The 26,479-nt window shown below is 72.9% G+C and carries 25 protein-coding genes; 9 read left to right on the forward strand and 16 right to left on the reverse strand.

What is annotated here, in order from left to right; all coding sequences use genetic code 11:
* Positions 1 to 5 precede the first annotated feature (5 nt).
* Entirely contained in the window at positions 6 to 869 is an 864-nt protein-coding gene (locus OG309_RS05610) for an acyl-CoA thioesterase (RefSeq protein ID WP_329418643.1), read from the forward strand.
* Positions 870 to 896: 27 nt separating this feature from the next.
* Here the strand turns inward: OG309_RS05610 and OG309_RS05615 are convergent, their stop codons facing one another.
* Genes OG309_RS05615 through OG309_RS05630 form a run of 4 tightly spaced genes read right to left on the reverse strand, consistent with a single transcriptional unit; the run spans position 897 to position 5,501 of the window.
* On the reverse strand, positions 897 to 1,889 hold the full coding sequence (locus OG309_RS05615; RefSeq protein WP_329418645.1) for a carbohydrate kinase family protein: 993 nt from the start codon (positions 1,887 to 1,889) through the stop codon (positions 897 to 899).
* Positions 1,880 to 3,070 carry a chorismate synthase gene (gene aroC / locus OG309_RS05620; protein ID WP_329418646.1) on the reverse strand — a complete coding sequence of 397 codons (1,191 nt, stop codon included), beginning with the start codon at positions 3,068 to 3,070 and terminating at the stop codon, positions 1,880 to 1,882. Before aroC ends, OG309_RS05615 begins: the two co-directional genes overlap by 10 nt.
* The gene (locus OG309_RS05625; protein ID WP_329418647.1) at positions 3,067 to 4,446 is read right to left on the reverse strand and encodes a class II 3-deoxy-7-phosphoheptulonate synthase; all 1,380 of its coding nucleotides are present in this window, start codon (positions 4,444 to 4,446) and stop codon (positions 3,067 to 3,069) included. The genes aroC and OG309_RS05625 overlap by 4 nt, the downstream gene beginning before the upstream one ends.
* 41 nt (positions 4,447 to 4,487) lie before the next feature.
* A complete protein-coding gene (locus OG309_RS05630) occupies positions 4,488 to 5,501 on the reverse strand; it encodes an LLM class F420-dependent oxidoreductase (protein WP_329418648.1) in 1,014 nt (337 codons plus the stop codon).
* A 236-nt stretch (positions 5,502 to 5,737) separates the two neighbouring features.
* Between OG309_RS05630 and OG309_RS05635 the strand changes: the two genes are divergently transcribed.
* On the forward strand, positions 5,738 to 6,991 hold the full coding sequence (locus tag OG309_RS05635) for an MFS transporter (RefSeq protein ID WP_329418650.1): 1,254 nt from the start codon (positions 5,738 to 5,740) through the stop codon (positions 6,989 to 6,991).
* A 127-nt stretch (positions 6,992 to 7,118) separates the two neighbouring features.
* Here the strand turns inward: OG309_RS05635 and OG309_RS05640 are convergent, their stop codons facing one another.
* The 9 genes from OG309_RS05640 to OG309_RS05680 form a co-directional block, all read right to left on the reverse strand.
* Complete coding sequence (locus OG309_RS05640; protein ID WP_329418652.1) at positions 7,119 to 7,982, reverse strand: helix-turn-helix transcriptional regulator; 864 nt, start codon at positions 7,980 to 7,982, stop codon at positions 7,119 to 7,121.
* 134 nt (positions 7,983 to 8,116) lie between these two features.
* Positions 8,117 to 8,962, reverse strand: coding sequence for a class I SAM-dependent methyltransferase (locus OG309_RS05645; protein WP_329418654.1), 846 nt, complete (start codon positions 8,960 to 8,962; stop codon positions 8,117 to 8,119).
* Positions 8,959 to 10,476: a 4-hydroxyphenylacetate 3-hydroxylase family protein gene (locus tag OG309_RS05650; RefSeq protein ID WP_329418655.1), complete on the reverse strand. Its 1,518-nt coding sequence runs from the start codon at positions 10,474 to 10,476 to the stop codon at positions 8,959 to 8,961. The genes OG309_RS05645 and OG309_RS05650 overlap by 4 nt, the downstream gene beginning before the upstream one ends.
* Positions 10,473 to 11,042, reverse strand: a complete 570-nt coding sequence (locus OG309_RS05655) for a flavin reductase family protein (protein ID WP_329418657.1) — start codon at positions 11,040 to 11,042, stop codon at positions 10,473 to 10,475. Before OG309_RS05655 ends, OG309_RS05650 begins: the two co-directional genes overlap by 4 nt.
* On the reverse strand, positions 11,039 to 12,880 hold the full coding sequence (asnB, locus tag OG309_RS05660) for an asparagine synthase (glutamine-hydrolyzing) (protein WP_329418658.1): 1,842 nt from the start codon (positions 12,878 to 12,880) through the stop codon (positions 11,039 to 11,041). The genes OG309_RS05655 and asnB overlap by 4 nt, the downstream gene beginning before the upstream one ends.
* Positions 12,880 to 13,632, reverse strand: a complete 753-nt coding sequence (locus OG309_RS05665; RefSeq protein WP_329418660.1) for a hypothetical protein — start codon at positions 13,630 to 13,632, stop codon at positions 12,880 to 12,882. Before OG309_RS05665 ends, asnB begins: the two co-directional genes overlap by 1 nt.
* A gap of 459 nt (positions 13,633 to 14,091) precedes the next feature.
* Positions 14,092 to 14,940, reverse strand: a complete 849-nt coding sequence (locus OG309_RS05670; protein ID WP_329418662.1) for a response regulator transcription factor — start codon at positions 14,938 to 14,940, stop codon at positions 14,092 to 14,094.
* 207 nt (positions 14,941 to 15,147) lie between these two features.
* A complete protein-coding gene (locus tag OG309_RS05675; RefSeq protein WP_329418664.1) occupies positions 15,148 to 16,491 on the reverse strand; it encodes an MFS transporter in 1,344 nt (447 codons plus the stop codon).
* Positions 16,492 to 16,842: 351 nt separating this feature from the next.
* Positions 16,843 to 17,064, reverse strand: a complete 222-nt coding sequence (locus tag OG309_RS05680; RefSeq protein WP_329418665.1) for a DUF6011 domain-containing protein — start codon at positions 17,062 to 17,064, stop codon at positions 16,843 to 16,845.
* Positions 17,065 to 17,100: 36 nt separating this feature from the next.
* On the opposite strand from OG309_RS05680, the gene OG309_RS05685 reads away from it, so the two are divergent.
* Both OG309_RS05685 and OG309_RS05690 read left to right on the forward strand, forming a co-directional pair.
* Positions 17,101 to 17,583: a glutathione peroxidase gene (locus tag OG309_RS05685; protein ID WP_329418667.1), complete on the forward strand. Its 483-nt coding sequence runs from the start codon at positions 17,101 to 17,103 to the stop codon at positions 17,581 to 17,583.
* Complete coding sequence (locus OG309_RS05690; protein ID WP_329418668.1) at positions 17,576 to 18,343, forward strand: putative protein N(5)-glutamine methyltransferase; 768 nt, start codon at positions 17,576 to 17,578, stop codon at positions 18,341 to 18,343. The genes OG309_RS05685 and OG309_RS05690 overlap by 8 nt, the downstream gene beginning before the upstream one ends.
* Here the strand turns inward: OG309_RS05690 and OG309_RS05695 are convergent.
* Positions 18,340 to 19,767, reverse strand: a complete 1,428-nt coding sequence (locus OG309_RS05695; protein ID WP_329418669.1) for a cytochrome P450 — start codon at positions 19,765 to 19,767, stop codon at positions 18,340 to 18,342. The genes OG309_RS05690 and OG309_RS05695 overlap by 4 nt on opposite strands.
* A gap of 134 nt (positions 19,768 to 19,901) precedes the next feature.
* Here OG309_RS05695 and OG309_RS05700 point away from each other — a divergent pair, with 134 nt between their 5' ends.
* Positions 19,902 to 20,369 (forward strand): VOC family protein, encoded by a 468-nt coding sequence (locus OG309_RS05700; RefSeq protein WP_329418670.1) that lies wholly within the window; start codon positions 19,902 to 19,904, stop codon positions 20,367 to 20,369.
* Between the two features lie 51 nt (positions 20,370 to 20,420).
* On the opposite strand, the gene OG309_RS05705 is transcribed toward OG309_RS05700, so the two are convergent.
* Positions 20,421 to 21,650, reverse strand: a complete 1,230-nt coding sequence (locus OG309_RS05705) for an acyl-CoA dehydrogenase family protein (RefSeq protein ID WP_329418671.1) — start codon at positions 21,648 to 21,650, stop codon at positions 20,421 to 20,423.
* Positions 21,651 to 21,813: 163 nt separating this feature from the next.
* Here OG309_RS05705 and OG309_RS05710 point away from each other — a divergent pair, with 163 nt between their 5' ends.
* A complete protein-coding gene (locus tag OG309_RS05710) occupies positions 21,814 to 22,464 on the forward strand; it encodes a TetR family transcriptional regulator (RefSeq protein WP_329418673.1) in 651 nt (216 codons plus the stop codon).
* A gap of 74 nt (positions 22,465 to 22,538) precedes the next feature.
* Here the strand turns inward: OG309_RS05710 and def are convergent, their stop codons facing one another.
* Positions 22,539 to 23,093, reverse strand: a complete 555-nt coding sequence (gene def, locus OG309_RS05715; protein WP_329418675.1) for a peptide deformylase — start codon at positions 23,091 to 23,093, stop codon at positions 22,539 to 22,541.
* 113 nt (positions 23,094 to 23,206) lie between these two features.
* Here def and OG309_RS05720 point away from each other — a divergent pair, with 113 nt between their 5' ends.
* From OG309_RS05720 to OG309_RS05730, 3 genes are all read left to right on the forward strand, one after another.
* Complete coding sequence (locus OG309_RS05720) at positions 23,207 to 24,448, forward strand: Mur ligase family protein (RefSeq protein ID WP_329418676.1); 1,242 nt, start codon at positions 23,207 to 23,209, stop codon at positions 24,446 to 24,448.
* A 31-nt stretch (positions 24,449 to 24,479) separates the two neighbouring features.
* Positions 24,480 to 25,208 (forward strand): type 1 glutamine amidotransferase, encoded by a 729-nt coding sequence (locus tag OG309_RS05725; RefSeq protein ID WP_329418677.1) that lies wholly within the window; start codon positions 24,480 to 24,482, stop codon positions 25,206 to 25,208.
* Positions 25,209 to 25,369: 161 nt separating this feature from the next.
* The gene (locus OG309_RS05730) at positions 25,370 to 26,395 is read left to right on the forward strand and encodes a 6-phosphofructokinase (RefSeq protein WP_329418678.1); all 1,026 of its coding nucleotides are present in this window, start codon (positions 25,370 to 25,372) and stop codon (positions 26,393 to 26,395) included.
* Positions 26,396 to 26,479 lie beyond the last annotated feature (84 nt).

Here is a 26,479-nt window from a genome sequence, read left to right on the forward strand (position 1 = left end):
ATGAGGTGACCAACCCCGCCGAGAGGCTCGTGGACCTGCTCGACCTGGAGCAGATCGAGGTGAACATCTTCCGCGGCCGCAGCCCGCAGGAGTCGCTGCAGCGGGTCTTCGGCGGGCAGGTCGCCGGCCAGGCCCTGGTGGCGGCCGGGCGCACCACGGACGGCGAGCGGCCGGTGCACTCGCTGCACGCGTACTTCCTGCGGCCGGGGCGGCCGGGCGTGCCGATCGTCTACCAGGTGGAACGGGTGCGCGACGGGCGCTCGTTCACCACCCGGCGGGTCACCGCCGTCCAGGACGGCCGGACGATCTTCAATCTGACGGCCTCCTTCCACCGGCCGGAGGAGTCGGCCTTCGAGCACCAGCTGCCGCCCCGGCACCTGGGCGATCCGGAGAGCCTGCCGAACCTCGCGGACGAGATCCGCGACCACCTGGGGGCGCTGCCGGAGGCGCTGGAGCGGATGGCCCGCCGCCAGCCCTTCGACATCCGCTACGTGGACCGGCTGCGCTGGTCGAAGGAGGAGGTCCAGGGCGCCGATCCGCGCAGTGCGGTGTGGATGCGCGCGGTGGGGCCGCTGGGCGACGACCCGCTCGTGCACACCTGCGCGCTGACCTACGCCTCGGACATGACGCTCCTCGACGCGGTGCGCATCCCGGTCGAGCCGCTGTGGGGGCCGCGCGGCTTCGACATGGCGTCGCTCGACCACGCGATGTGGTTCCACCGCCCGTTCCGGGCCGACGAGTGGTTCCTGTACGACCAGGAGTCGCCGATCGCGCACGGCGGGCGGGGGCTGGCCCGCGGCCGGATCTACGACCGTGAGGGCCGGCTGCTGGTGTCGGTGGTGCAGGAGGGCCTGTTCCGCAAGCTGTGAGCGCGGAAGCGGCCCTCCCGCCCGAGGTCACCGGCGGCTCAGAGGGCTCCGCAGGCGGCGGCTGAGCGACGCGGTCGGCGCACCGCCGTAGGTGTCGGCGAGGCGCCCGGCCAGGGCGTCCGGGGCGAGGGCGTACCCCTGGGCGCCCCTTCCCTCCAGGGAGAACGAGGCGACGGCGCACCCCAACCGGGCGGCGGCCCGGAGGTCCTCGCCCCAGCTGACCGCGGCCAGGAAGCCGGCCCGGAAGGCGTCGCCCGCCCCGGTCGGCTCGACGGCTCCGCTCGGCGGTACGGCGGGGACGGTACGGGGCGGCTCGCCGGCCCGCTCGATGCGCACGCCCTGCGCGCCGAGGGTGGTGAGCCAGACGCCCACCCGGGACAGGATGTCGGCGCGCCCCCAGCCGGTCCGCTCGCGCAGGAGGGACGCCTCGTACGCGTTGGAGAAGAGCCACCGGGCGCCGGTCACGAGTTCCCTGGCCTCGTCCCGGTCGATCCGGGCGAGCTGCTGGGAGGGATCGGCGGCGAAGGGGATGCCGAGCGCCCTGGCCTCTGCCGTGTGGCGCAGCATGGCCGCGGGGTCGTTCGGCGAGATCACCACGATGCCGAGGTCCGGGACCCGGTCGGCGATCCGCCGGAGGTCGATGTCGGGCGCCTCCGCCATCGCGCCCGCGTAGAACGACGCGATCTGGTTCTGCTCGCGGTCGGTCAGACAGACGAAGCGGGCGGTCTGGCGGACGGTCGAGAGGAGGACGGAGTCCGTGTCGACACCGGCCTCCTTCAGGCGTACGCGGTAGGCGCCGAAGTCGCCGCCCGCCGCCCCGACGAGGACCGGGGCGAGTCCCAGACTCCCCAGCCCGTACGAGATGTTCGCGGCGACCCCGCCGTGCCGGATCTCCAGCTCGTCGACCAGGAAGGAGAGCGAGATCCGGTCCAGGCTGTCCTCGATCAGCTGCTCCGTGAAGGAACCGGGGAAGGCCATGAGGTGGTCGGTGGCGATGGATCCCGAGACCGCTATGCGCACGGGATCTCCTGATGGGACAGGTAGGACTGCACGTTGCGGCGGGTCTCGGGGACGCTGTCGCCACCGAACTTCTCCAGCACCGCGTCCGCCAGGACCAGCGCCACCATCGCCTCGGCCACGATCCCCGCCGCCGGCACCGCACACACATCGGACCGCTGATGATGCGCCGCGGCGACCTCACCGGTCACGACGTCGACCGTGGCCAGCGCCCGCGGCACCGTCGCGATCGGCTTCATCGCCGCACGCACCCGCAACAGCTCACCCGTGCTCAAACCGCCCTCCGTACCACCCGCGCGGCCGGTGGCACGCGTCAGGCCGTCCGGGCCCTGGACGATCTCGTCATGCGCCTGCGAACCAGGGACCCGGGCCAGATCGAAACCGTCACCCACCTCGACACCCTTGATCGCCTGGATGCCCATCAACGCGGCCGCGAGCCGGGCGTCGAGACGCCGGTCCCAGTGCACATGCGAACCGAGACCGACCGGCACACCATAGGCAAGGACCTCGACGACACCACCCAGGGTGTCACCGTCCTTGTGAGCCTGGTCGATCTCCGCAACCATCGCCTTCGACGCATCCGCATCCAGGCAACGCACCGGGTCGGCGTCCAGCCTCTCGACATCGGCCGGCGTCGGGTACACCCCGTACGGGGCCTTCGCCGCCGCGAGCTCGACCACGTGCGAGACGATCTCGATACCCGCCGCCTCCTTCAGGAACGAGCGGGCCACCGCACCGAGGGCGACACGCGCGGCGGTCTCACGGGCGCTCGCACGCTCCAGAACCGGCCGGGCCTCGTCGAAACCGTACTTCTGCATCCCGGCGAGATCCGCGTGACCGGGACGCGGACGGGTCAGCGGCGCGTTGCGGCCCGTCTCCTTCAGCTCCGCCGGGTCGACCGGATCCGCCGACATCACCGTCTCCCACTTCGGCCACTCCGTGTTGCCGACCATGACCGCCACGGGCGAGCCGAGCGAGAGACCGTGGCGGACACCACCGAGGAAGGTCACCTCGTCCTGCTCGAACTTCATCCGGGCACCACGCCCGTAACCCAGCCGCCGCCGCGCCAGATGGTCGGCCACCAGCGCCGTGGTGACCGGCACGCCTGCGGGAAGTCCTTCGAGGGTCGCGACCAGCGCGGGTCCGTGGGACTCCCCCGCCGTCAGCCAACGCAGCCTGCTCAACGACGCTCCTCGGTCAGGCGGTCGAAGCCGCGGGTGTCGCGTCGCCGGGCTCCGTACATCTCGGCGATGAGGAAGGCGAGTTCGAGGGACTGGCTGCGGTTGAGCCGGGGGTCGCAGGCGGTCTCGTAGCGGGTGCGGAGGTCCTCGTCCCCGATGGCGTCCGCGCCGCCGACGCACTCGGTGACGTCGTCGCCGGTCAGCTCCACGTGGATGCCTCCCGGGTGGGTGCCCAGCTGGTGGTGCACCTCGAAGAACCCCTTGATCTCCTCCAGGATCCGGCTGAACTGGCGGGTCTTGTAGCCGCTCGCCGACTCGTAGGTGTTGCCGTGCATCGGGTCGCAGGTCCACACCGGCTGGGCTCCGGACGCCGTGACCTTCTCCACGAGTCCGGGCAGGACGTCCGTGATCCGGTCCGCGCCCATCCGCGTGATGAACGTGAGGCGGCCCGGGCGGCGTTCGGGATCGAGCCGGTCGATCAGGGCGAGCACGTCGTCGGCGGACGAGGTCGGTCCCAGCTTGACCCCGATCGGGTTCCGCACGGCGGCCGCGAACGCCACGTGGGCGCCGTCGAGTTGCCGGGTGCGCTCGCCGATCCACACCATGTGGGCCGAGACGTCGTAGAGGTGGCCCGTCCGGGAGTCCTGGCGGGTCAGCGCGGACTCGTAGTCGAGCAGCAGCGCCTCGTGGCTGGCGTAGAACTCGACCGTCTCCAGCTCGCTCGGCAGCGTGCCGCAGGACCGCATGAAGTCGAGGGCCGAGTCGATCTCGCCGGCCAGCCGCTCGTAGCGCTCGCCGGCCGGGGAGAGCGCCACGAAGTCCCGGTTCCAGGCGTGCACCCGGCGCAGGTCGGCGTATCCACCGGTGGTGAAGGCCCGGACCAGGTTCAGGGTGGCGGCCGACGCGTGGTACATCTGCCGCAGCCGGTGCGGGTCCGGCCGCCGGGACTCCTCCGTGAACGCGAGCCCGTTGACCGCGTCGCCGCGGTACGACGGCAGGGTCGTGCCGTCGCGCGTCTCGACGGCGCTGGAGCGCGGCTTGGCGTACTGGCCGGCCATCCGGCCCAGCTTGACCACGGGTACGGAGGCGGCGTACGTGAGCACCGCCGCCATCTGGAGGATCGTCCTGAGCTTGTTGTCGATCTGGTCGACGCCCACGCCGCCGAAGGTCTCGGCGCAGTCGCCCGCCTGGAGGAGGAAGGCCTCCCCCCTGGCCACCGCGGCGAGCCGCTCGGTCAGCCGGTCGCACTCCGCCGCGTAGACCAGCGGTGGGCACGAGCGCAGGAACGCCTGGGTCTCGGCGAGGGCGCCGGGGTCCGGCCATTCGGGCTGCTGCGCCGCGGGCAGCTGCCGCCAGTCGCGTGCTGTGTCTCCGTCCATGTCTACCTTCCGTCAAGTGCTCGGGGTGGGCTCGGTCGTGGTCAGGCGGCGGCCGGCCCCAGCCGCCTGAGGACGTCGAGCACGGTCTCCTGGCTGTAGAACGCGTCGGGGGGCAGCGAGACGAACAGCTGGATGCTCGTCACGCCGGGCAGGTGGTAGCGCATGATCTGCTCGCGGCACTCCTCGGGCGAGCCGCTGATGAACAGCCCGTCGACCACGTCGTCGGGGAGTGCCTTCTGGGCGCCCGCCGGATCGCCCGCGGCCCAGAACTCGTTGCATTCGCGGAGCAGTTCCCCGTGGCCGAGCCACTCGTGGAACTTCCGGTAGGGCTCGCGGTTGAGGATCCAGGCGAGGAACGGGCGGGCGTTGGCGCGGGCGTACGCCTTGTCCTCGGTCGGGCAGACGAAGAGCTTGACGACCAGCTCCTTGCCGAGCGGCTGCGGCCCCACGGCCTCCAGAATCGTGGGGACGTCCTCCGGGAAGAGCAGGTTGGTGATGGCTCCGTCGCCCTCGCCGAATCCGAGCCTGAGCATGTTGGGGCGCAGCGCCCCCAGGATGACCTTGACCGGTTCGGTCGGCGGATGCGGCAGCCGGTAGCCGGTGATGTCGAACGTGTCGAACTCGTCGGCGACGTACTCGCCGCGCAGCGCCCTGGTGACGAACCGCAGCACGTCGCGGGTGCGCTTGAACGGCTCCTCGAACGGGATGCCGTTGATGTCGCTGACGTGCGCGGGGACCGAGGAGCCGAGCCCGAGGAGCAGGCGTCCGGGAGCCATCTGGGCCAGGGTGGCGGCGGTCTGGGCGATCAGGGCCGGGCCCCGGGTGTAGACGGGGATGATGCCGGTGCCGAGGCGCAGCGTGGGCGACCAGGCCGCGGTCGCCGCGAGCGGGGTGAAGGCGTCGGTGCCGCCGCCCTCCGCGGTCCACACGTCGGAGTACCCGATGTCGGGCAGTCGCTCGACGATGTGCTTGTGGTGGCCGATCGTGATGCCGGGGAGCGGCAGGGTGACGCCCCACTTGGGCTGCGCGTGCGGAGGGCGGTCGCTGGTGGGCACGTCTGACGGTCCTTTCAGGAGGTCGTGCGTCTCCCGGGGACTGGACTACGGGAGCGGCGGGTCGCCTCCAGCGTGCGCGGCGGCCCGGTCGGCAACCAGCCAGGCGTTCATGCGGTGACTCCTACTAACAGGACCAACGCCTGGCTGGTTGGCCTTCGGCGGGCGGACCAAGGTGAGGGGGCCGGCACCGACGTCCCCGGAAATCGTGAACCTCGCTCGAAAGGCAGACCGTCGTCATGGACAGTCCTCCCACCTCGCCCGCAGCCCCCACCACAGCCCCGGCGCGCTTCCGGTGGGGTCCCTACGCCTCCGTGTTCGTCCTGCTGTTCCTCTTCGGCACCGAGACCTTCCTGGTGTCGCCGCTGCTCCCGACGATCGCCTCGGACCTGCGCATCACGGAGTCGGCGGCGGCGTACAGCGTCACGGCGTACGTGCTCGTGTACGCGATCTGCGCGCCGTTCCTCGGCCTGGTGAGCGACCGGGTGGGCCGCCGCCGCACCCTGCTGGTCGGTTCGGTCCTCTTCCTGCTCTCGAACGTGGCCGCAGCGCTCTCCGACGGCCTCACCCTGCTCGTGGTGTCGCGGGCGCTGGCCGGCCTCGCGGCCGCGGCCGCCGGTCCGGCGATCTGGGCGCACATCGCGGAGACCACCGAGGACACCGTGCGCGGCCGGGCCCTGGGCCTCGGCATGGCGTTCTTCTCCTGCGGCCAGGTGCTCGGCGTGCCGCTGGGCAGCTTCCTGGCGGGCGCGGCCGGCTGGCGGGCGGCGTTCTGGGCCATGGCCATCGGCACGCTGGTCGTGGTCCCGATGCTGCTCGCGCAGATTCCGGCGGCCAAGGCGGCCCAGCCCTCCGGCGACATGGGCGCCCGTGCGGTGTTCGCGGCCTGGGGCCACGGCGCGCTGCGCCGGTCGCTGCTGGTCAACACCGCCTTCAACGCGGCGAACCTGGGTGCCTACACCTTCATGGGCGTGGTGCTCGCGGAGCGCTTCGACCTGTCCGTGACCGTGCTCGGCCTGATCGGCGTCCTGGTCGGTGCCGGCAGCATCGTCGGCTCGACCCTGGGCGGCCGGCTGGGCGACAAGGCCCGCGCCCAGGGCCGTACGGACCAGCCCATGCTGGCCGTGTGGGGCCTGCTGCTCGCCGTGGGCATCGCGCTGACCGTGTGGGGCCCGGGTCTGATCCTGGCGCTGCTCGGCGTGGTCGTCTGGTTCGTGGCCAGTGGCGGCTTCGTCACCGACCAGCAGACGCTCGCCGGCACGGCCGCCCCCGAGCTGCGGGCGACGTCCAGCGCCTGGCTCACCTCCACCATGTACGCCGGTACGGGCATCGGCGCCTGGGCCGTGGGCCTCTTCGCCGATCTGACGCTGGGCACGGCCGTGATCGGTGTGGTGCTGGCGTTGGTCGCGGCGCTCGGCGGCCTGATGGTCACGGCGCAGCTGCGCCGGGGCGCTGAGCGGTCCGGTGCGGTGGGCGCGGCGGAGAGCGCCTGAGCCGGAGCGGGCCCGCGCGGTGCGCGGCCCGGTGAGCGGCCCGGAGCGCGCTCACGTGGCCGCCCGGGCCCCTCACCCCCTTGGACCGGGCTGGAGGCGCGGTGACCGTTCCCCCGCGGTCGCGCCTTCAGCCCGCTTTCCGTGCGGAGCCGACAGGACGCAGCGGACGGTCGACGAGATCGGCGACCGCCGCGCCGTCCTGTCGGCTCTTCGGCGTGAACAGCAGGATCAGCGAGGCGGGGGCGTCGAGCGGGCGCAGCGACGACAGGGACAGCCGGATGGGGTCGCCGCCCGCGGGCGTGGCGGTGACGACCCGGGTGGTGAGGCCGCCCACCGAGTGGCAGCCCCACCAGTGGCTCAGCTCGGGCACGTCGGCGGCGAGCTGGCGGTACAGCTCGTCGACCCGCTCGTCGGACGGTCCGGCGCCGGCCTGGGCGCGGAAGTGCTGGAAGACGCTCATGGCGAGGGGCTCCCAGTCGCTGTCCCGCAGCACGGCGCGCAGCCGCTCGTCGGCCGCGACGAGCCACATCAGGTTGCGCCGGCCCGCCGGGACGGCCGTGGGCTCGCCCCAGAGCGCGGCCCAGGCTTCGTTCCAGGCGACCATGTCGAAGTTGCGGTCGACCAGGACGGCGGGGCTGGTGGGCCAGGAGTCGAGCACGGGCTGGAGGGACTCGCCCCACTGGTCCTGGGCGCGGGCGGTCTCGGGCTCGTAGTAGCCGCCGAGGCGCAGCGCGTGGCGCAGTTCCGCCTCGTCGAGCCGCAGCACCCGTGCGACGGACTCCAGCACCTGCCGTGAGGCGGTGACGCGCCCCTGCTCCAGCCAGGTGTACCAGGCGATGCTCACGCCGGAGAGGGAGGCGACCTCCTCGCGGCGCAGCCCGGGCGTCCGGCGGCGGGAGGTGGCGGGCAGGCCGACGTCCTCCGGCTTCAGCAGGGCGCGGTGGGCCCGTAAGAACGCACCGAGTTCACGGCCGGCTGCGGGAGTTGACATGGTGTGACTCCTTCACACGTGCCCGGACGGGACCCGGACATGATAGTTCGCACGAGCGTGGCCCGCTGGGGCGCCCGTGGTGGGCGCCCCGGCGGGCCGTGGGGGGGTGCCGGTGCGACGGCACGCGGACCGGTTCAGTCGCGGGTCGTCAGCTTCCAGAGCCGTACCGGCATGTGGCTGACGTGTCCGCGCTCCTGCTGGCGGCGCCACGCGGCCTCGCCGACGGCCCGGAAGAAGGTCTGCCGCAGCGGGGGCTCGACGATCCGGCTGTAGTAGTCGCCGAAGGTGGCGGCGTGGAAGTGCTCGTACTCGGCCGCGCTGCCGACCTGGACGACCGCGTCCCGCTCCGCCGTCGACACGATCCGCAGGTCGCGTTCGAGGAGCCGGCGCAGGCCCTCGGTGTCCCGGGTGCGGGTGGCGATGGGCATGACGTCTCCGGCGGCGAGGAAGCCGGGCACGAGCGCCCGGTCCCGGCCCAGGGCGGCCAGCGCGTCGCGGACGATGTCGTCCTCGCCGCCGAGGCCGTGCTCGTCGCGCTCGGGGTGGTACGTGGTGAGCAGGAAGGTGCCGCCGCGGGCCAGGGTCTGCCCGACCCAGTCGAAGAGGCGGAACTCGACCGGGTAGAGCCAGTGGAGCACCGAGGTCATGGTGATCAGGTCGGGGCTGAGCTCCAGCGGCTCGGGGGCCGTGAGGTCGGCCTGGCGCAGCAGGACCCGGTCGCCGTAGGGCTGGAGCCGGCTGGCCGCCTCGGACAGCCGGAAGGCGGACTGCTCCAGGCCCACGGCGGTCTCCAGGGACGGGAAGCGCTCCAGGCTGGCCTGGAGCAGCTGGCCGATGCCGCTGCCGAGGTCGGCGTGGACGCGCGGGGCGGCGGGTGCCTCGTCGAGCACCCAGTCCTGGTCGTTGGCCTGGCGGAGCCTGCTCGCGTCGGAGTATCCGGCGAGGGTGCTGGCCTGTATCTCGACGGCGGAGTGGGTCACGGGCGTGCGCCTTCCTGGTTCGGGGAGTCGGTGGGGCCTGCGGGGGCGTCGGGGCCGGCGAGGAGCTGTTCCAGGCGGCCGCGGGTCTCGCTCTGGTCGTGCCGCAGGTAGAGGTTGATCCGGTTGCGGGCGAGGTCGCCGCGGTGCACGTACTCGTACAGGTCCTGGCGCTGCCCGAAGCTGTCGCCGGTGAGGTCCCAGGCGAGCCGGAACAGCCGGGACTTGCGGTCCGCCGGGATGTTCTTGCCGCGCATGTAGCGGTCGAGGTGCGGGCGCAGCCGGGGGTGTGCCAGGTCGTTGGGGGTGGGCTGCATGAGGACGCCGGCCGAGCCGATGTTGCGTACGGCCGCCAGGGCGCTCGCGGCGACCTCGGCGGACCAGACGCGGGCGGCCGCCGTGTCGCCGGGGGCCAGCAGGCCGCTGTCGGTGGTCGTGGCCCGTGCCTCGGCGGCGTCGATGAAGTACTCGGTCAGTTCGACGTAGCCGGCCAGCTTGCCGAGCTCCTCCTGCACGTTGCGGAAGCCGTCGACGCCGATGCTCTCGGCGACCATGGTGGCGGTGGAGAGCAGGGTGCGGAGGCGTTCCCGGTAGCGGATGTGCCCGATGTACGAGCTCCACGCGTTGATCCGGCCGAGTCCGGTACGGGCCAGGGCTCCGTCGCGCAGCAGGAACACCCGGTCCCAGGGGACCAGTACGTCGTCGAAGAACAGCATGGCGTCCTGCTCGTCGAAGCGCCGGGCGAGCGGGTGCTCGTGGCCGAACGGTTCGGCGCCGAACGGCTCCCGGCACAGCGTGATGAGGCCGGGGGTGTTCAGGGGCAGGGCGCACCAGACGACGAACTGTTCGGCGCTGCGCTGGGTGAAGGACGCGGAGAGGTAGACGAGCACCTCGTGCGCGGTCGGCGCGAGGGTGGTGAGCTGCTTGGCGCCGCGCACCACGATGCCCTTGTCGTTCTCCTCGATCACCCGCAGGGCGAGGTCGGGGTCGTCCACGGGGTCCGCCGACCGGTCGATCTGCGGGTCGCCGAGCGCGTGGGTGAGGACGAGGTCGTTGGTGGCGCAGTGGCGGTACCAGGCCTCGGCGTTGGCGCCGAATCCGGGCCGGTTGGCTTCCAGGCGGTGCCGGAAGTCGTAGAGGCCGAGCGCGATGGACGACATGAAGGCCGGTGAGCGGCCGTGCTGGCCGAGGCTCTCGCGCAGCCAGAGCTCCGCGCTGGCGCGCTGGGCGCGCAGGTCCTCCAGGGTGCGGGTCGGCTGGTAGGCGCGGCCGAGGGTGAGGCCGCTCTCCGGGTCCTTCCAGGTCATGACCGGGGCGTGCGCGGGGTCGTGCTGGAGGTCGAAGATCCGGGCGAGTTCGTCGACGGACGGCTTGAACGCGGGGTGGGAGGCGGGGTCGGTGATCCGTTTTCCGTCGAGGTAGAGCTCCCTGCCGTCGTCGAGGCTGGCACGGTAGGCGTCGCCGGTCCGCACGCCGAGGGGGCCTGTCGTGCCGGTCGTCGTGGTGGGTCGGCTCATGTACGGACTCCAGGTGCGGTGGGCGCCCGGTCCGGGCGCGGGGGCGAGGGGGGTGTGAGGGGGGTGGGGGCGTGGTAGCCGCCCTCGTGGTAGAGGAGCGGCTGCCCCGTCGGGGCGGCGGCGGCGGCGAGGGGAAGACCGATGAGGATGCTGTGGTCGCCTCCGGGGAGGACGCTGTGCAACTGGCAGTCGAACCAGGTGAGGCAGTCCTCGACGACCGGGGCTCCGGTGACCTCCGTGCGGGTCGGCACCCCGCTGAAGGAGCCGGTGGCGCGGCCCGCGCCGGGGGTGGCGAACCGCTGGGAGAGGTGTTCCTGCCCGACCCGGAGCACGCTGAGCGCGAGTCGGCCGGAGTCGCCGACGGCCTGCACCAGCGGGCTGTGCCGGGTGACCGCCACGCTGATCAGCGGCGGGTTCATGGACAGGGTGACGAAGGACGAGACGGTCTTGGCGAAGACCTCGTCGCCGGACCGGGTGGTGAGCACGGCGACACCGGTCGCGCAGGTGCGGGCGGCCAGGCGTACGGCATCGGGGTGGACGGCGTCGGGGTGGACGGGTGCGCTCATCGGAGGGCCACCTTGTAGGCGCGGAGCCATTCGTCGACCTGGAGCAGGTGGTCCAGGCCGCCGACCGGGTTGGGGGCGGTGCGGGGGCTCGGCAGCGGCCGTCCGTCGCGCAGGGCCGCCCGGACGAGTTCCCGGTCGACCAGGTCGAACACGGGGGCCGCGGAGTCGTCGAGCAGGTCCCGCACGCGGGCGGTGAGCACCTCGGTGTAGCGCACGGCCGGGGTGGAGGGGTAGCCGCTCTTGGGCCGGTCCACCACCTGCGCGGGCAGCAGGTCCCGGACGGCCTCGCGGAGCACGCCCTTGGGCGAGCCGCCGAGCGACTTCATCTGCCAGGGGATGTTCCACGCGTACTCGACCAGGCGGTGGTCGCAGAAGGGCACGCGCACCTCCAGGCCGACGGCCATGCTGACCCGGTCGACGCGGTCGAGCAGCGGGGGGAGCCAGCGGGTCAGCGCGAGGTGGCCGACCTGCCGCAGGCGCCGTTCGGTGCCGTCCTCGCCGGGGAGTTCGGGGGTCCGGGCGAGGGAGTCGCGGTACTGCTGGGCGGTGTACTCCTCGGGCCGCACCGCGGCTCTGACGTCCGGGCGCAGCAGCGCGGCGGGGGTCTCGCGGCCGTGCAGCCAGGGGAAGGTGTCGGCGGCGAGGGCCTCGGGGGTGTGGAAGTACGGGTAGCCGCCGAAGACCTCGTCGGCCGCCTCGCCGGACAGGGCCACCGTGGACTGCCGCCGGACCTCGCGGAACAGCAGGTAGAGCGAGGCGTCCATCTCGCCCCAGCCCGGCCTGTCCCGGGCGCGGAGCACGGCGTCGCGCGCCTCCAGCAGGTCGTCGTCGGGGATGACGACGCGGGAGTGCCGGGTGCCGAGGTGGTCGACGACGGCTTGGACGTACGGGGCGTCGTGCGTGGTGCGCCACCGGTCGGGGCGCAGGGCGTCGCCGCTGCCGGGGAAGTCGACGGAGAAGGTGTCGACCTTGTCGTGGCCGGCCCGGCCGCGGGCGAGGGCGGCGAGCGCGGTGATGGCGCTGGAGTCGATGCCGCCGGAGAGCAGGGTGCACAGGGGGACGTCGCTGATCAGCTGGCGTTCCACGGTGTCGGTGAGCAGCTCGCGGATGCGCTCGGTGGTGGTGGCGGCGTCGTCCTCGTGGACGGCGGAGGTCAGCTGCCAGTAGCGCACCTCGCGGGTGGCGCCGCGGGTGACCCGCAGGAGGTGCCCCGGGCGTACCTCCCGCAGTCCGCGGAACAGGCCGTGTCCGGCGGTGGGTGCGGCGGGCAGGGCGAAGAGCTCGGCGATGCCCTCGCTGTCGAGCTCGGCCCGGAAGCCGGGGTTGGCGAGGACGGCCTTGGGTTCGGAGCCGAAGATCAGACCCGTGGCGTACGCGTGGTAGTAGAGCGGCTTGATGCCCAGGTGGTCGCGGACGAGGGTGAGCTCCTCGGTCCGGGTGTCCCAGATGGCGTACGCGTAGATGCCGTTGAGCCGGCGGGGCGCGTCGGCTCCCCACTGGGTGTGGGCGTGCAGGACGACCTCGGTGTCGGACTCGGTGCGGAAGCGGTGGCCGAGGGACTGGAGTTCGGCGCGCAGCTCCCGGTAGTTGTACAGCTCGCCGTTGTACGAGAGCACGGCGCGCGGTGCCCGCTCGTCGGCCGTGTCGGTCAGCGGCTGGACGCCGCCGGCGAGGTCGAGGACGGACAGCCGGCGGTGTCCGAGTGCGGCGTGCGGGGAGAGCCAGGTGCCGCCGGCGTCGGGGCCGCGGCAGATCAGGGTGTCGGTCATGGCCCGCACGGTCGGCAGCTCGGCGCGCAGGTCGCGCTGCCAGTCGAGCCAGCCGGTGATGCCGCACATCACGCCTCCCGGGCGGTGGTCGGGGCGGCGGCCGGGGCGGTGGCCTCCCAGCGGCAGCCGTGTTCGCCGCGGTCCTCGCTGAGCCGGTAGGAGACCTGGTACCCCTTGGCGCGGACGTTCGCGGACATGGCCCGGGTGCAGTACGTGCACGGCGAGGCGAGCGTGAGGCGGACCCCGTCGCCGCTCCTGGCCTTCTCCCGGTAGTCCCAGATCGCGCAGTGCGTGATGTCGACGGCGGCGGTGGTGGCCCCGGTCTCCCGGTCCGTGCTCACCTCGTAGTCCGAGCCGTACAGTTCGGCCTGGCGGGCGATGCGCCGGATGGGGTCGGCGGCGCCGCCGCCGCGGTCGGGTTCGACCCAGCGGTGGACCTCCGCGTTGGCCGCGGCCCACTCGGCGAGGACGTCCTCGCCGTAGCGGGCGACGAGGAACCGCTCCATGAGCGCCTGGCCGCGGAAGAAGATCCGCTGCCAGGCCGTCGCGGAGCCGGTGGTGCCGGTGGGCAGGTCGGCGAACATCTCCGCCTGGAGTCCGAACCAGCCCTCCAGGTCGGCGGCGAGGCCGAGTCCCACCAGGAAGCGGGTCAGCCCGGCCTCGGCCTCGTGCAGCCGCTGCCGCCACAGGGCGGCGCGCTCCGCGTCCGGCATGGCGGCGAACACGCTCGTCCGGGTCTCGCTGTCGGTGTCGACGGACCGGGGGGCCGCGAGGCCGAGGGCCGGCCCCACCGCTATGCCCCCGTTGGCCGCTGCACTCATCAACTTCTCCCTCTGCGAAACGGTGACCGGGCATCGGGCGCCCGGCCACCGACCACGCTAGGAAGAAGGCCATCCGGTCAGAACCTCCCTTCGGCCCGGATCGGGGCAACCTTCGGAGCGCGGGGAGGAGCCCCGGGAGACCCGCCGGGAAGCCGCGGGGCGGTGCGCGGGACGGCGCTCGGGGCGTGCCCGCGGGCGGGAAGCGGGTGGGAAGCGGGTGGGAAGCGGGTGGGAAGCGGGTGGACCGGGCCCGGCGGGCCCGGTCCGGGCGGCCGGGCGCACGGCCCCCGGTCCGCTGGTCCTTTCGTCGCCCCCGGGTGCTCCCCACGGCTCCCCACGGCTCCCCGGCCGCAGCCGGCGGCGGCCCGGGAGGCGGGGCCCGGGAGGCGGGGCGCGGGGGACGCGTGAGGGCGGGGCCCGTCGCGGACCCCGCCCTCCGATCGCCGTGCCGGTCGGCCGCTACGCCAGGCCCTGGCGCAGGGCGTAGAGCGCCGCCTTCAGCCGGTCCGGCTGCCGGATCTTGCGCATGGCCCCGGTCAGGTACTTCTTGACCGTCGCGACCGACAGGGAGAGCTCCCGCCCTATCTCCGCGTTCGACAGCCCACGGGCCAGCATGGCGAGGACGTCCTGCTCGCGTCCCGTCAGTTCGGCCTCGTCCAGAGGCAGTTCGCCCCCGTCCTCGTCGGCCGGGTGCGGCCCCTCGGCGAACGCGTCGTCCTCCAGCGGCGCCGGCAGGAAGATCGAACCGCCGGCGGCAACGACCGAGATGGCCCGGACCACGCAGCTCGGGTCCTGGTCGAGCGGGAAGGCCCCGCTCACCCCGGCCTTGAGCATCCGCGTGACCTGGGCCGCGTTCTCGGGTTTCCGCAGCAGGATGATCCGCGCCTGGGCGGCCCCCTTGGAGCGGCGCAGGGAGCGGGCCGTGGCCAGGTCCTTGTGCAGCGCTTCGGACGCGCCGAGCAGCACCACGTCGGGGCGGTAGCGGGGCATCTCGCGCAGCGCCTGCCACTGGTCCCGCACGGCGCCCACCACCCGGAGGCCCTCGCCCTGTGCCGAGTCGAGCACGCTGCGCAGTCCGGCGAGGGCGATCGGGTGCCCTCCGGCGAGGAGCACCCGGGCCGCGATCCACGGGGAGTTCGCCGCGCTGTCGTTCCCCGCCGGATTGGACAGCGGGGTCAGCCGTAACTCGTACCGCTGCGAGTCGAGCACGGCGGCGTCCTCGCGGTACAGCCGCTGGTGCCCGGCGGCGCTGTCGAAGGGATTGCAGGCCTCGGCCTCTATCAGTTCCTGTTCCGAGAGCCTCGCCATCTTGAGCAACGGCGAACGCCCGGCACCCTGCTGCGCTCTCCGGTACCCGGCACCTGCTGTGGACCCGATAACCATGGTCATTCTGTTCACTGCTATTCCTCCCCCGCGAGTCATGGGCATCGCATGGATCCTAAACATCCATTTCAAGCACATCACAGCAGAGCAACGGAACGACCGGCCAAGAATATTCACCATCCGAAACGTGGTTCACCTCAGGGCGACACCCTTCGTCTCGCGCATTCCGACGTAGACGAGCGTCGAAAGGAGGACAAGGCCGGAGACATACCACCCGAACCAGCCCGCGTGGCCCCGGTCGATCAGGGCCGTCGCGAGGTACGGGGCGGTGCCGCCGAAGGCGGCGACCGTGAGCGCGTACGGGACGCCGACGCCCGTGGTGCGGACGGAGGCGGGGAACAGCTCGGCCATGACCGCGCCGCTGACGGCGGTGTACCCGGTGAGCAGCACCATGCCCGCGCACGAGATCAGCAGCAGGCTCCAGAAGGAGTCCCGCAGCAGCCCGAGGAGCGGGACGGTCAGCACCGTGAACCCCACCCCGAAGGTGATCAGCAGCGGCTTGCGGCCCACCCGGTCCGACAGCAGGCCGGCCAGCGGCTGGAGGACGATGAAGAACGCCAGCGAGACGGTGCTCGCGGTGAGCGCCGTGCCCGGGGCGAGGCCCACGACGAGGCGCGCGTAGGTGGGCAGGAAGGTGGTCCAGGTGTAGAAGACGACCGTGGCCCCGAGCGTCATGCCGACGACGAGGGCCGCTTCCCTGGGATTGCCGCGCAGGAAGTCGAAGGGGCGCGGCCGGGCGGTCTCCCGCACCGCCGACGGGAGGGTCTCCTCGGTCCCGTGCCGGATCCAGAGCCCCGCCACGCAGGCGAGGGCCCCGATGCCGAAGGCGACGCGCCAGCCCCAGGCGTGCATCTGGGCCGTGGTGAGCTGCCAGGCGAGCAGGGCGGCGACACCGGAGGCGAGGAGCTGCCCGAGGTTCCCGCTGACGTAGGCGACGCTGGAGTAGAGACCGCGGCGGCCGGCCGGGGCGGACTCGACCGCGAAGACCGCGGACACCGTCGATTCGCCGCCCACGGAGAGCCCCTGGGCGAGCCTGATGACGACGAGCAGCACCGGGGAGGCCACCCCGATCTGCTGGTACGTGGGCAGCGCGGCCATGGCCAGCTGACCGGCCCCCATGAGCGTGATCGTCGTCGCCATCGCGGTCCGGCGGCCGCGCCGGTCGGCGAGCACGCCGATGAGCAGTCCGCCGACGGGGCGGGCCGCGAAGCCCACCGCGAAGACCGCGAAGGTGTTGAGCGCGAGGACGGCCGGGCCGCCGCCGGGCGGGAAGATCCGGTCGGCGAAGTAGACCGACAGGTACGCGTACGCGAGCCAGTCGTACCACTCGGCCACGTTCCCCGCGGAGGCCGCGAGCAACTGGCGGCGCCCGAGCGGCACCGGTGGGGACGGCGCGGACGACACGGGCGGAGCCGGCGGCGCCGACTGCGCGGGCGGAGCGGGTGACGACGGCTCCGGCGGGGATTCGGCTCTCATCGGTACGTCCCTCCGGGGCGGCATTCGGCAACGGGCCGCGGAGCACCGCCGGCCGGAGCGTGAATTCCCGGACGCGGGCAACCGCACGAAATCCGACCGCCCAGCCTTGCATGCGGTGCACCTAATGCCGCGCTCGCCCGCCGAGATATGTCAACTGCGACGGATTCGACGTCGCCGGACGCGTCGGAGATGGCGGAAAATCCACCCCGTCGAGGGTCCGGAGAAATGGCCGGAAAGGCGGGAATCGAAGCGCGGGATCCGGCGTGATTTCAGGGTCGGTCCGGCGCGGCGGCGGTGCGGGTCGACCGGCTTCACCCCCGCCGGGAAATGGCTTGATGCTGACTACACCGATCAGCCCCAGGTCCCGGGCAGGGTGTCCTGCTCGACCTCGTGGCGGCGGGTGCGGATGTCCGGGCCCGGCGGGTGCAGCTTGGCGTCGCAGGCCGGGCCGAGACCGGTGCGGCGGGATGCGGCACCGGTCAGCGGGCGCCCGCACAGGCGGCACCACACCCGGCCCGGCGCCGGCCGCTCCTCGGCGGAATCGATCTCGATTGCCAGTGGTTCGTCTCCCATGCTGAGATCAAACCCCATGCACCTGAGGAGCTGTCCATGAGCCTGTACGAGATTCCGCTGAAGACCCTCGCCGGGGACCCCGTCTCCCTCGCCGACTTCCGCGACCGGGCCGTCCTGGTCGTCAACGTGGCCTCGCAGTGCGGCCTGACCCCGCAGTACGCCGGTCTGGAACGCCTGCAGAAGGAGTACGGGGACCGCGGCTTCACCGTGGTCGGCGTGCCCTGCAACCAGTTCGCGGGCCAGGAGCCGGGCAGCGCCGAGGAGATCGGCACCTTCTGCTCGGCGACGTACGGCGTGACCTTCCCGCTCCTGGAGAAGACCGACGTCAACGGCGACGGGCGGCACCCGCTGTACGCGGAGCTGACCAAGGTCGCGGACGCCGAGGGCGAGGCCGGGGACGTGCAGTGGAACTTCGAGAAGTTCCTGATCGGCCGCGACGGAGCGGTCACCCGCTTCCGCCCGCGCACCGAGCCGGAGGCCCCCGAGGTCGTGGCGGCGATCGAGGCCCAGCTTGTCTGACACCGGGGTGGTGGAGCGGCTGCGGGCCGCGGGCTGCGTCTTCGCCGAGGAGGAGGCGGAGCTGCTGACCGCGGCCGCGGCCGGTCCGGCCGAGCTCGACGCGATGGTCGAGCGGCGGGCCGCGGGCCTGCCGCTGGAGCACGTGGTGGGCTGGGCCGAATTCGGGGGGCTGCGGATCGAGGTCGATCCGGGCGTGTTCGTACCGCGCCGCCGTACGGAGTTCCTCGTCGGACGGGCCGTGTCGCTCGCCCGGCCGGGCGCCGTCTGCGTCGACCTGTGCTGCGGCTCGGGCGCGGCGGGAGCGGTGCTGCTCGCCTCGGTGCCGGGCGCCGAGGTGTACGCCTCCGACATCGAGCCGGCGGCGGTGCGCTGCGCCCGGCGGAACGTGGAGCCGCGCGGCGGTCGGGTGTACGAGGGTGACCTCTTCGAGCCGCTGCCCGAGGCGCTGCTCGGCCGGATCGAGGTCCTCGTCGCCAACGTGCCGTACGTGCCGAGCGAGGACGTGGCCCTGCTGCCGCCCGAGGCCCGCGACCACGAGCCGCTCGTGGCGCTGGACGGCGGCGCGGACGGCCTGGACGTGCTGCGCCGGGTCGCGGCCGGGGCGGCCGGGTGGCTGGCCCCGGGCGGGCACCTGCTGGTGGAGACGAGCGAGCGCCAGGCCGACCGGGCCGTGGCGGCCGTCACCGCGCACGGCCTGTCGGCCCGGATCCTGGAGGACGAGGAGCTGTACGCCACGGTGCTGGTGGCGACGCGCCCCTAGACGCCCTCCCGTACGTCGTCCCCGGCTCCCGGGCCGTCCCGGTCTTCCCTGTCCGCGCCACGGGGCTTCAGGCGACATCGGGCCGGGCCGAGGGCCTGGAGGGTGATCGCGGAGCCCAGCGGCACATGGGTGTCGATCGCCTCCAGCTCGTAGTCCCGGAGGATCATCGCCAGGGCGATCACCGACTCCAGCATCGAGAAGTGCTGCCCGATGCAAGCGCGCGGCCCGCCGCCGAAGGGGAACCAGGCGTAGCGGGGCCGCTCGGCCTCCCGCTCCGGGGTGAAGCGCTCGGGGTCGAAGCGCTCCGGGTCCTCCCAGTAGCGCGGGTGGCGGTGGGTGACCCAGGAGGAGACGATCACGTCGGCCCCGGCGGGGATCGCGTACCCGTCGACCTCGGTGGCCTCGACGGCCCGCCGCCCGATGGCCGGGGCCGCCGGGAAGAGCCGCATGGTCTCCTTCAGGACACGGGTGAGGTACGGCAGGGCGTCGAGGTCGGCCGCGCCCGGGGCGCGCCCGGCGAGCACCGTGTCGATCTCCTCGTGGGCCCGGCGCTGCTCCTCGGGGTGGCGGGCGAGCAGGTGGAGGGCGAAGCCGAGCGAGGTGGCGGTCGTCTCGTGCCCGGCGAGCAGGAACACCAGGACCTGCTCGCGCAGTTCGGTCGCGTCGAAGCCGCCGTCCTCGTCGCTGCTCGCCTCGACGAGCCGGCTCAGCAGGTCGTCCCCCGCGCCGTCGGTGCCGGCCGCCCGCCGTTCGGCGATGATCCGGTCGCAGACGGCGTACAGCTCCTCGTGGGCGGTGGCCGCGCGCCGGTTGCCGGGCGTGGGCCAGGAGCGCGGCAGCTTGCGGGGCGAGTAGCCGCGCTGCGAGACGTACGCCCCGAGCACGGGGAAGCAGCGCTCGACGATGCCGACGGCGGCCTCGACGTCGGTGCCGAACAGGATGCGGGCCACCGCCCGCAGGGCGAGCCCGGTCATCTCGTGGACGACGTCCACGGAGTCGTGGCCCTGGGCGCGCCAGCCCTCGGTGAGCCGGGTGACCTCGGTGGCGACGGCGGAGGCGTAGCCGTCGACGCTGCGCCGGGTGAAGAGCGGCTGGACGAGCCGCCGCTGGCGCAGGTAGTCGGCGTCCTGGCTGGTGAGCAGGCCGTTGCCGAAGGACTCGCGTATCTCCTGGTAGAAGGCGTTGTCCTTGCGGTAGTTGGCGGCGTCGGTGGCGAGGACGCGCTGGGCGCCCTCGGCGGAGAAGACGCAGTGGACGGTGGCCCGGGCGCCGGGTGGTCCCGCCGTGATCCGGACGACGTCGCCGTGGTCGCGGCGGGCCTTGAGGAAGGTGCCGAGCGAGTCGTTCTTGAGGTCGAGCAGTGAGCCGAGCAGCGGGACTCCCGTGAGCTCGGGAATCTCCTGTGCCGTGGTGGTCGTCGCCATCGTGCGTCCCCCCGTGTGACGTTCTGTCTGACGTCCCGTGCTGTTCGCCGGTTCGTTCGATTCTGCCGTACGGGAGGGGTGTCCGGCAGGCTCTGCGGGGGGCCGCTGTCAGTGGCGTCTGGGACGCTTCCGGCATGGATGCGACCGAGATGACCCTCCAGCTCACGATCGACTGCGCCGACCCCCGGCGGCTCGTGGTCTTCTGGGCGGAGGCCCTGCGCTACGTGCCGGAGCCGCCGCCGGAGGGCCACCCGAGCTGGCAGGCGTACTGGCGGGCGATCGGCGTCCCGGAGGAGGAGCTGGCGGACGGCGCGGGCGAGCTGCCCGAGTCGATCGTGGACCCGAAGGGCATCGGCCCGCGCGTCTGGTTCCAGGCCGTCCCGGAGCCGAAGACCACCAAGAACCGCCTCCACCTGGACCTGAAGGTCGGCGGGGGTCGCACGGTCCCGCTCCCCCGGCGCCGCGAGCGCGTGGACTCCGAGGTGACCCGGCTGACCGCCCTGGGGGCCTCGGTCCTGTACACGATGGACGAGCCGGACGGCATGGAGTACTACGCGGTGGTGCTCCGGGACCCGGAGGGGAACGAGTTCTGCGTGGTGTGACGCCGGACGGTGCCTTCCGGCGCCCCGCCCCCCTCCGGGCCCGGTACGGGGTCAGCGGATGGGCATCCCCGACAGGGTGCGGGCGATGACCAGGCGCTGGATCTCGCTCGTGCCCTCGAAGATCGTGTAGATGGCCGCGTCGCGGTGCATCCGCTCGACCGGGTACTCGCGGGTGTAGCCGTTGCCGCCGAGGATCTGGATGGCCTGGGCGGTGACTTTCTTGGCGACCTCGCTCGCGTACAGCTTGGACATCGAGCCCTCGGCGGAGGTGAAGGGCTTGCCCGTGGTCGCCATCCAGGAGGCGCGCCAGACGAGCAGGCGGGCCGCGTCGATCTGGGTGCGCATGTCGGCGAGCTGGAAGGCGACACCCTGGTTGTCGATGATCGGGCGGCCGAACTGCTCGCGGGTCTTGGCGTAGTCGAGGGCGACCTCGTACGCGGCGCGGGCGGTGCCGACGGCCATCGCGCCGACGGCGGGGCGGGAGGCCTCGAAGGTGGCCATCGCGGCGTTCTTCACGCGCTCGCCGCCCCCCGACTTCGCCTTCTCCCGGGCGCGGGCGAGGCGCTCGTCCAGCTTCTCCTTGCCGCCGAGCAGGCAGCTGCCGGGGACGCGGACGTCCTCCAGGACGACCTCGGCGGTGTGCGAGGCGCGGATGCCGTGCTTCTGGAACTTCTGCCCCTGGGAGAGGCCGGGGGTGTTCGGGGGCACGATGAACGAGGCGTGGCCCTTGGAGCCGAGCTCGGGGTCGACCGCGGCGACGACGACGTGGACGTTGGCGATGCCGCCGTTGGTCGCCCAGGTCTTCGTGCCGTTGATCACCCACTCGTCCTTGGCCTCGTCGTAGACGGCGCGGGTGCGCAGGGAGGCCACGTCGGAGCCGGCGTCGGGCTCGGAGGAGCAGAAGGCGGCGACCTTCACGTCGGCGGCGTCGCCGTACATCTGCGGGATCCACGTGCCGATCTGCTCTTCGGTACCGTTGGCCAGGACCCCGACGGCGGCGAGGCCGGTGCCGACGATGGAGAGCGCGATGCCGGCGTCACCCCAGAAGAGCTCCTCCATGGCCATCGGGATGCCGAGGCCGGTGGGGTCGAAGAACTGCTGGGCGTAGAAGTCGAGCGAATAGATGCCGATCTTGGCCGCTTCCTGGATGATCGGCCAGGGCGTCTCCTCACGCTCGTCCCATTCGGCGGCCGCCGGACGCATCACATCGGCGGCGAAGCCGTGCAGCCAGTCGCGCACCTGCTTCTGGTCGTCGTTGAGATCGAGCGTGAACTCGGCCATGGTCCCTCCCAGCGGTATGTTACTTGCGGTAACAGCAGTCTGTTACCGACGGGTAGAGGCTGTCAACCAGCAACAAAGCGATTCCGCCCGATCGGCACCGAGTGCCGTCCGGGTGTTACGTTGCGACAGCCTCAGGAATTCGCACGGGCGGGGAGACACGCTTATGGACACCACACACCGGACCACCACCGACCAGCAGAAGCCGGCCGACCAACGGCGGCGCGAACTGCTGGAGGCGGCGGACCGCGTGGTGCTCCGGGACGGCCCCAAGGCCTCCATGAACGCCATCGCCGCCGAGGCCGGGATCACCAAGCCGATCCTCTACCGCCACTTCGGCGACAAGGGCGGCCTCTACCGGGCCCTCGCCACCCGGCACACCGACGCCCTGCTGTCGGCGCTCCGCGCCGCGCTGGACGCGCCCGCCGACCGGCGCCGCCGCGTCGAGTCCACCCTGGACACGTACCTCGCCTCCATCGAGGCGATGCCCCAGGTCTACCGCTTCCTCATGCACCCCGCCGAGGAGTCCCACCAGGCCGAGCAGGGCTTCGACGTGGGCCGGCACTCGGCGCCGCTGCTGCGGCGCATGGGCGAGGAGCTGGGCCAGGTCATCGCCGAGCGGGTCGACCTCGGCCCCGGCAGCGAGGCCCAGGCCCGCATCTGGGGCCACGGCATCGTCGGCATGATGCACGCCGCGGGCGACTGGTGGCTCGGAGAACGCCCCTGCTCCCGGGACGAGTTGGTGCGCAGCCTGGCCGACCTCCTGTGGGGCCGGCTGGCCGCGGCCGGCGACCGCCCGGACGGGCCGGGGTTCTGAGTCCCCGCACCCCGAGGACTCCGGCACCGAGGGCTCGTGTCCTCGCCCCCCGGCCGCACCCGGACCCGCGGCGGCTACAGCGCCGCCGCCCCGGCGCCCCACGACTCCTTCCGGATCCGGCGGAGCAGCCGGCCCCGCCGCCACCCGGTCACGTGGTCCGCGTACACGCCGCCCTCCAGGTGGTCGGCCTCGTGCTGGAGGCAGCGGGCGAAGAAACCCGTACCCTCGACCCGGACCGGGGTGCCGTCCACCCGGACGCCCTCGACCACGGCGCGGTCGAAGCGGGGCGTCGGCGCCTCCAGGCCCGGCAGGGACAGACAGCCCTCGGGGCCGCGGATCACGTCGCCGTCGGCCTCGACCAGGCGCGGGTTGACCAGATGGCCCAGGTGCCGGACGTCCTCGTCGTCCGGGCAGTCGTAGACGAAGACCCGCAGCCCCACGCCGACCTGGTTGGCGGCGAGGCCCACGCCGTTCGCCGCGTACATGGTCGCGAACATGTCCTCGACGAGCCGGGAGAGCTCCGGGCCGAAGTCGGTGACGGGTTCGCAGGGCGCGTGCAGCACCGGGTCGCCGAGCAGGGTCATGGCTCGGACGTGGCCGGAACTGCCGGGGATCAAGCGGTTTCGCATGGGCGCAAGGGTACGTTCAGGGGGCAGCCACCCGCGCCACGGAGCCGCGGTTCGGGCTGCTGGCCGGATCTCGATAGGCTGAGGCCGGACCGACGCAAGGAGGAACAAGGACGATGTCAGGCAGCAACTCGGAGCCGCTGTCGCCGCGCGCGAAGCTGGCCGTGACGGCGGGCAAGGCCGCCGCCGCGGTGTCGCGGGCAGCGGGACGCGGCAGCGGATCGGTGATCGGCGGCCGGGTCGCGCTCAAGCTGGACCCGGATCTGCTGGGGCGGCTCGCGCAGCACCTGGACGTCGTCCTCGTGTCGGCGACCAACGGAAAGACCACCACGACGCGACTGATCGCCGAGGCGCTGCGCGCCAGCGGTCCGGTCGTCTCGAACGCCCTGGGCGCCAACATGCCCGCGGGCATCACCTCGGCCCTGGCCGGCGGCTCGGACGCCAAGTACGGCGTGATCGAGGTCGACGAGAAGTACCTGGCGGGCGTCGCCCGGGACACCACCCCGAAGGCGATCGCCCTGCTGAACCTCTCCCGCGACCAGCTCGACCGCGCCGCGGAGACCCGCATGCTGGCCGAGAAGTGGCGCGAGGGCCTCAACGGCACCAAGGCCGTCGTCATCGCCAACGCCGACGACCCGCTGATCGTCTGGGCCGCCTCCTCCTCCCCCAACGTGGTCTGGGTGGCGGCGGGCCAGGAGTGGAAGGACGACGCCTGGTCCTGCCCCGCCTGCGGCGGTGTGATGCAGCGCCCCGGCGACGACTGGTTCTGCGGCGAGTGCGGCTTCCGCCGTCCGGCGCCGAGCTGGGCGCTCAGCGGCGACCACGTGCTCGACCCGCACGGTTCGGCCTGGCCGATCCACCTGCAGCTGCCCGGCCGCGCCAACAAGGCCAACGCCGCCACCTCCGCCGCGGTCGCCGCGGTCTTCGGGGTGCCGCCGCAGGTCGCCCTGGAGCGCATGTACCAGGTGCAGGCCGTCGCCGGCCGCTACGACGTGGTGTCCTTCCAGGGCCGCGAGCTGCGCCTCCTGCTGGCCAAGAACCCGGCCGGCTGGCTCGAAACGTTTTCCCTGATCGACCCGCCGCCGACCCCGGTCATCCTCGCCGTCAACGCCCGCGGCGCCGACGGCACGGACACCTCGTGGCTGTGGGACGTGGACTACGGCCGCCTGGCCGGCCACCCGATCATGGTGATCGGCGACCGCAAGCTGGACCTCGCGGTCCGCCTGGAGGTCGCGGGCGTGGACTTCCGCGTGTGCGAGACGATCGACGAGGCCGTGACGGTGGCACCGCCCGGCCAGATCGAGCTGATCGGCAACTACACCGCGTTCCAGGACGTCCGCCGCCGCGTCGGCAACTGACCCGACACGACCCCGCAGAAGGACATGCAGCATGACTGACAGCAGCCTGCGTCTGGTCTGGGTCTACCCGGACCTGCTCAGCACCTACGGCGACCAGGGCAACGTCCTCGTCGTCGAGCGCCGCGCCCGCCAGCGCGGCCTCAGCGTCGAGCGCGTCGACGTGCGCAGCGACCAGCCGGTCCCGACCTCCGGCGACATCTACCTCATCGGCGGCGGCGAGGACCGGCCGCAGCGGCTCGCGGCCGAGCGGCTGCTCCGCGACGGCGGTCTGAGCCGGGCGGCGGCCAACGGCGCGATCATCTTCTCGGTCTGCGCCGGCTACCAGATCCTGGGCCACGAGTTCGTCAACGACGTCGGCGAGCGCCAGGCCGGCCTCGGCCTGCTCGACGTGACGACGGTCCGCGGCGAGGGCGCCCGGTGCGTCGGCGACGTGCTCGGGGACATCGACCCGCAGCTGGGCCTGCCCCAGCTCACCGGGTTCGAGAACCACCAGGGCGTCACCCACCTCGGCCCGACCGCCCGCCCGTTCGCCCGGACCGTGTTCGGCAACGGGAACGGCACCGGCGACGGCACCGAGGGCGCGTACAGCGACACCGTCTTCGGCACGTACATGCACGGCCCCGTCATGGCGCGGAACCCGCAGATCGCGGACCTGCTCCTGAAGCTGGCGCTGGACGTGAACGCGCTGCCGCCGACGGACGACCGCTGGTACGAGGCGCTGCGCGCCGAGCGCATCGCGGCGGCCACCCAGCCCGCCTGACGGTCCGTATCGCCCCGGTCCGTACGGCTCTCGTACGAAAGTACGTTGTCCACTGTGCGGACATCCGGTTCGGCCCCGCCACCCTGCACCGATAGGGTGGCGGGGATCCAGCCGGACGACGTGGTCCGGGAGTCTGCCCACGTTGCAAAGGTTTTTGGGCTATGCGCATTGGTGTGCTCACCTCCGGCGGAGACTGCCCCGGTCTGAACGCCGTCATCCGGTCCGTCGTGCACCGCGCCGTCGTCGACCACGGTGACGAGGTCATCGGCTTCCACGACGGGTGGAAGGGCCTCCTGGAGTGCGACTACCGCAAGCTGGACCTCGACTCGGTGGCGGGCATACTCGCCCGCGGCGGCACCATGCTGGGTTCCTCGCGGGTGCAGCCCGCGCACCTGGTCGGCGGCGTCGAACGGGCCAGGGGCCATGTCGCGGACCTCGGCATCGACGCGATCATCCCGATCGGCGGCGAAGGCACGCTGAAGGCCGCGAACCTGCTCTCCGAGGCCGGGCTGCCGATCGTCGGCGTGCCCAAGACCATCGACAACGACATCGCCTCGACCGATGTCACCTTCGGCTTCGACACCGCCGTCACCGTGGCGACCGAGGCCCTGGACCGGCTCAAGACCACCGCCGAGTCGCACCAGCGGGTGCTGATCGTCGAGGTCATGGGCCGCCACACCGGCTGGATCGCCCTGCACTCCGGCATGGCGGCCGGCGCGCACGCGATCGTCGTGCCCGAGCGTCCCTTCGACATCGACGAGCTGACCGCACGGGTCGGCGCCCGTTTCGAGGACGGCAAGCGCTTCGCGATCGTCGTGGTCGCCGAGGGCGCCAAGCCCCGCGAGGGCTCGATGGACTTCAAGACCGCCGGCACCGACATCTACGGCCACGAGCGCTTCACGGGCGTGGCCAACCAGCTCTCCGCCGAGCTGGAGCGGCGCCTCGGCAAGGAGGCCCGCCCCGTCATCCTCGGCCACGTCCAGCGCGGCGGCACCCCGACCGCGTACGACCGCGTCCTCGCGACCCGCTTCGGCTGGCACGCGGTGGAGGCGGCGCACCGCGGCGACTTCGGCATGCTGACGGCGCTGCGCGGCACGGACATCGAGCTGGTGCCGCTCGCGCAGGCGGTGGAGACCCTGAAGACGGTCCCGGCGGACCGCTACGCCGAGGCCGAGTGCGTGCTCTGACCGTCCCCGACGGTCCCTGACGATCAACGGACACTCCCTGGAACCGCCCCCGGTCGCAGTCGCGGCCGGGGGCGGTTCTAGTCT

The organism is Streptomyces sp. NBC_01268, from assembly GCF_036240795.1.
Lineage (GTDB): Bacteria > Actinomycetota > Actinomycetes > Streptomycetales > Streptomycetaceae > Streptomyces.

Bases quoted from the DNA above. Each gene is read 5' to 3' on its own strand.
- OG309_RS05625 (WP_329418647.1), bottom strand. From the start codon at position 4,446: ATGGACGGAGACACAGCACGCGACTGGCGGCAGCTGCCCGCGGCGCAG.
- OG309_RS05635 (WP_329418650.1), top strand. From the start codon at position 5,738: ATGGACAGTCCTCCCACCTCGCCCGCAGCCCCCACCACAGCCCCGGCG.
- OG309_RS05640 (WP_329418652.1), bottom strand. From the start codon at position 7,982: ATGTCAACTCCCGCAGCCGGCCGTGAACTCGGTGCGTTCTTACGGGCC.
- OG309_RS05650 (WP_329418655.1), bottom strand. From the start codon at position 10,476: ATGAGCCGACCCACCACGACGACCGGCACGACAGGCCCCCTCGGCGTG.
- OG309_RS05655 (WP_329418657.1), bottom strand. From the start codon at position 11,042: ATGAGCGCACCCGTCCACCCCGACGCCGTCCACCCCGATGCCGTACGC.
- asnB (WP_329418658.1), bottom strand. From the start codon at position 12,880: ATGTGCGGCATCACCGGCTGGCTCGACTGGCAGCGCGACCTGCGCGCC.
- OG309_RS05665 (WP_329418660.1), bottom strand. From the start codon at position 13,632: ATGAGTGCAGCGGCCAACGGGGGCATAGCGGTGGGGCCGGCCCTCGGC.
- OG309_RS05670 (WP_329418662.1), bottom strand. From the start codon at position 14,940: ATGGCGAGGCTCTCGGAACAGGAACTGATAGAGGCCGAGGCCTGCAAT.
- OG309_RS05675 (WP_329418664.1), bottom strand. From the start codon at position 16,491: ATGAGAGCCGAATCCCCGCCGGAGCCGTCGTCACCCGCTCCGCCCGCG.
- OG309_RS05680 (WP_329418665.1), bottom strand. From the start codon at position 17,064: ATGGGAGACGAACCACTGGCAATCGAGATCGATTCCGCCGAGGAGCGG.
- OG309_RS05685 (WP_329418667.1), top strand. From the start codon at position 17,101: ATGAGCCTGTACGAGATTCCGCTGAAGACCCTCGCCGGGGACCCCGTC.
- OG309_RS05695 (WP_329418669.1), bottom strand. From the start codon at position 19,767: ATGGCGACGACCACCACGGCACAGGAGATTCCCGAGCTCACGGGAGTC.
- OG309_RS05700 (WP_329418670.1), top strand. From the start codon at position 19,902: ATGGATGCGACCGAGATGACCCTCCAGCTCACGATCGACTGCGCCGAC.
- OG309_RS05705 (WP_329418671.1), bottom strand. From the start codon at position 21,650: ATGGCCGAGTTCACGCTCGATCTCAACGACGACCAGAAGCAGGTGCGC.
- OG309_RS05710 (WP_329418673.1), top strand. From the start codon at position 21,814: ATGGACACCACACACCGGACCACCACCGACCAGCAGAAGCCGGCCGAC.
- def (WP_329418675.1), bottom strand. From the start codon at position 23,093: ATGCGAAACCGCTTGATCCCCGGCAGTTCCGGCCACGTCCGAGCCATG.
- OG309_RS05720 (WP_329418676.1), top strand. From the start codon at position 23,207: ATGTCAGGCAGCAACTCGGAGCCGCTGTCGCCGCGCGCGAAGCTGGCC.
- OG309_RS05725 (WP_329418677.1), top strand. From the start codon at position 24,480: ATGACTGACAGCAGCCTGCGTCTGGTCTGGGTCTACCCGGACCTGCTC.
- OG309_RS05730 (WP_329418678.1), top strand. From the start codon at position 25,370: ATGCGCATTGGTGTGCTCACCTCCGGCGGAGACTGCCCCGGTCTGAAC.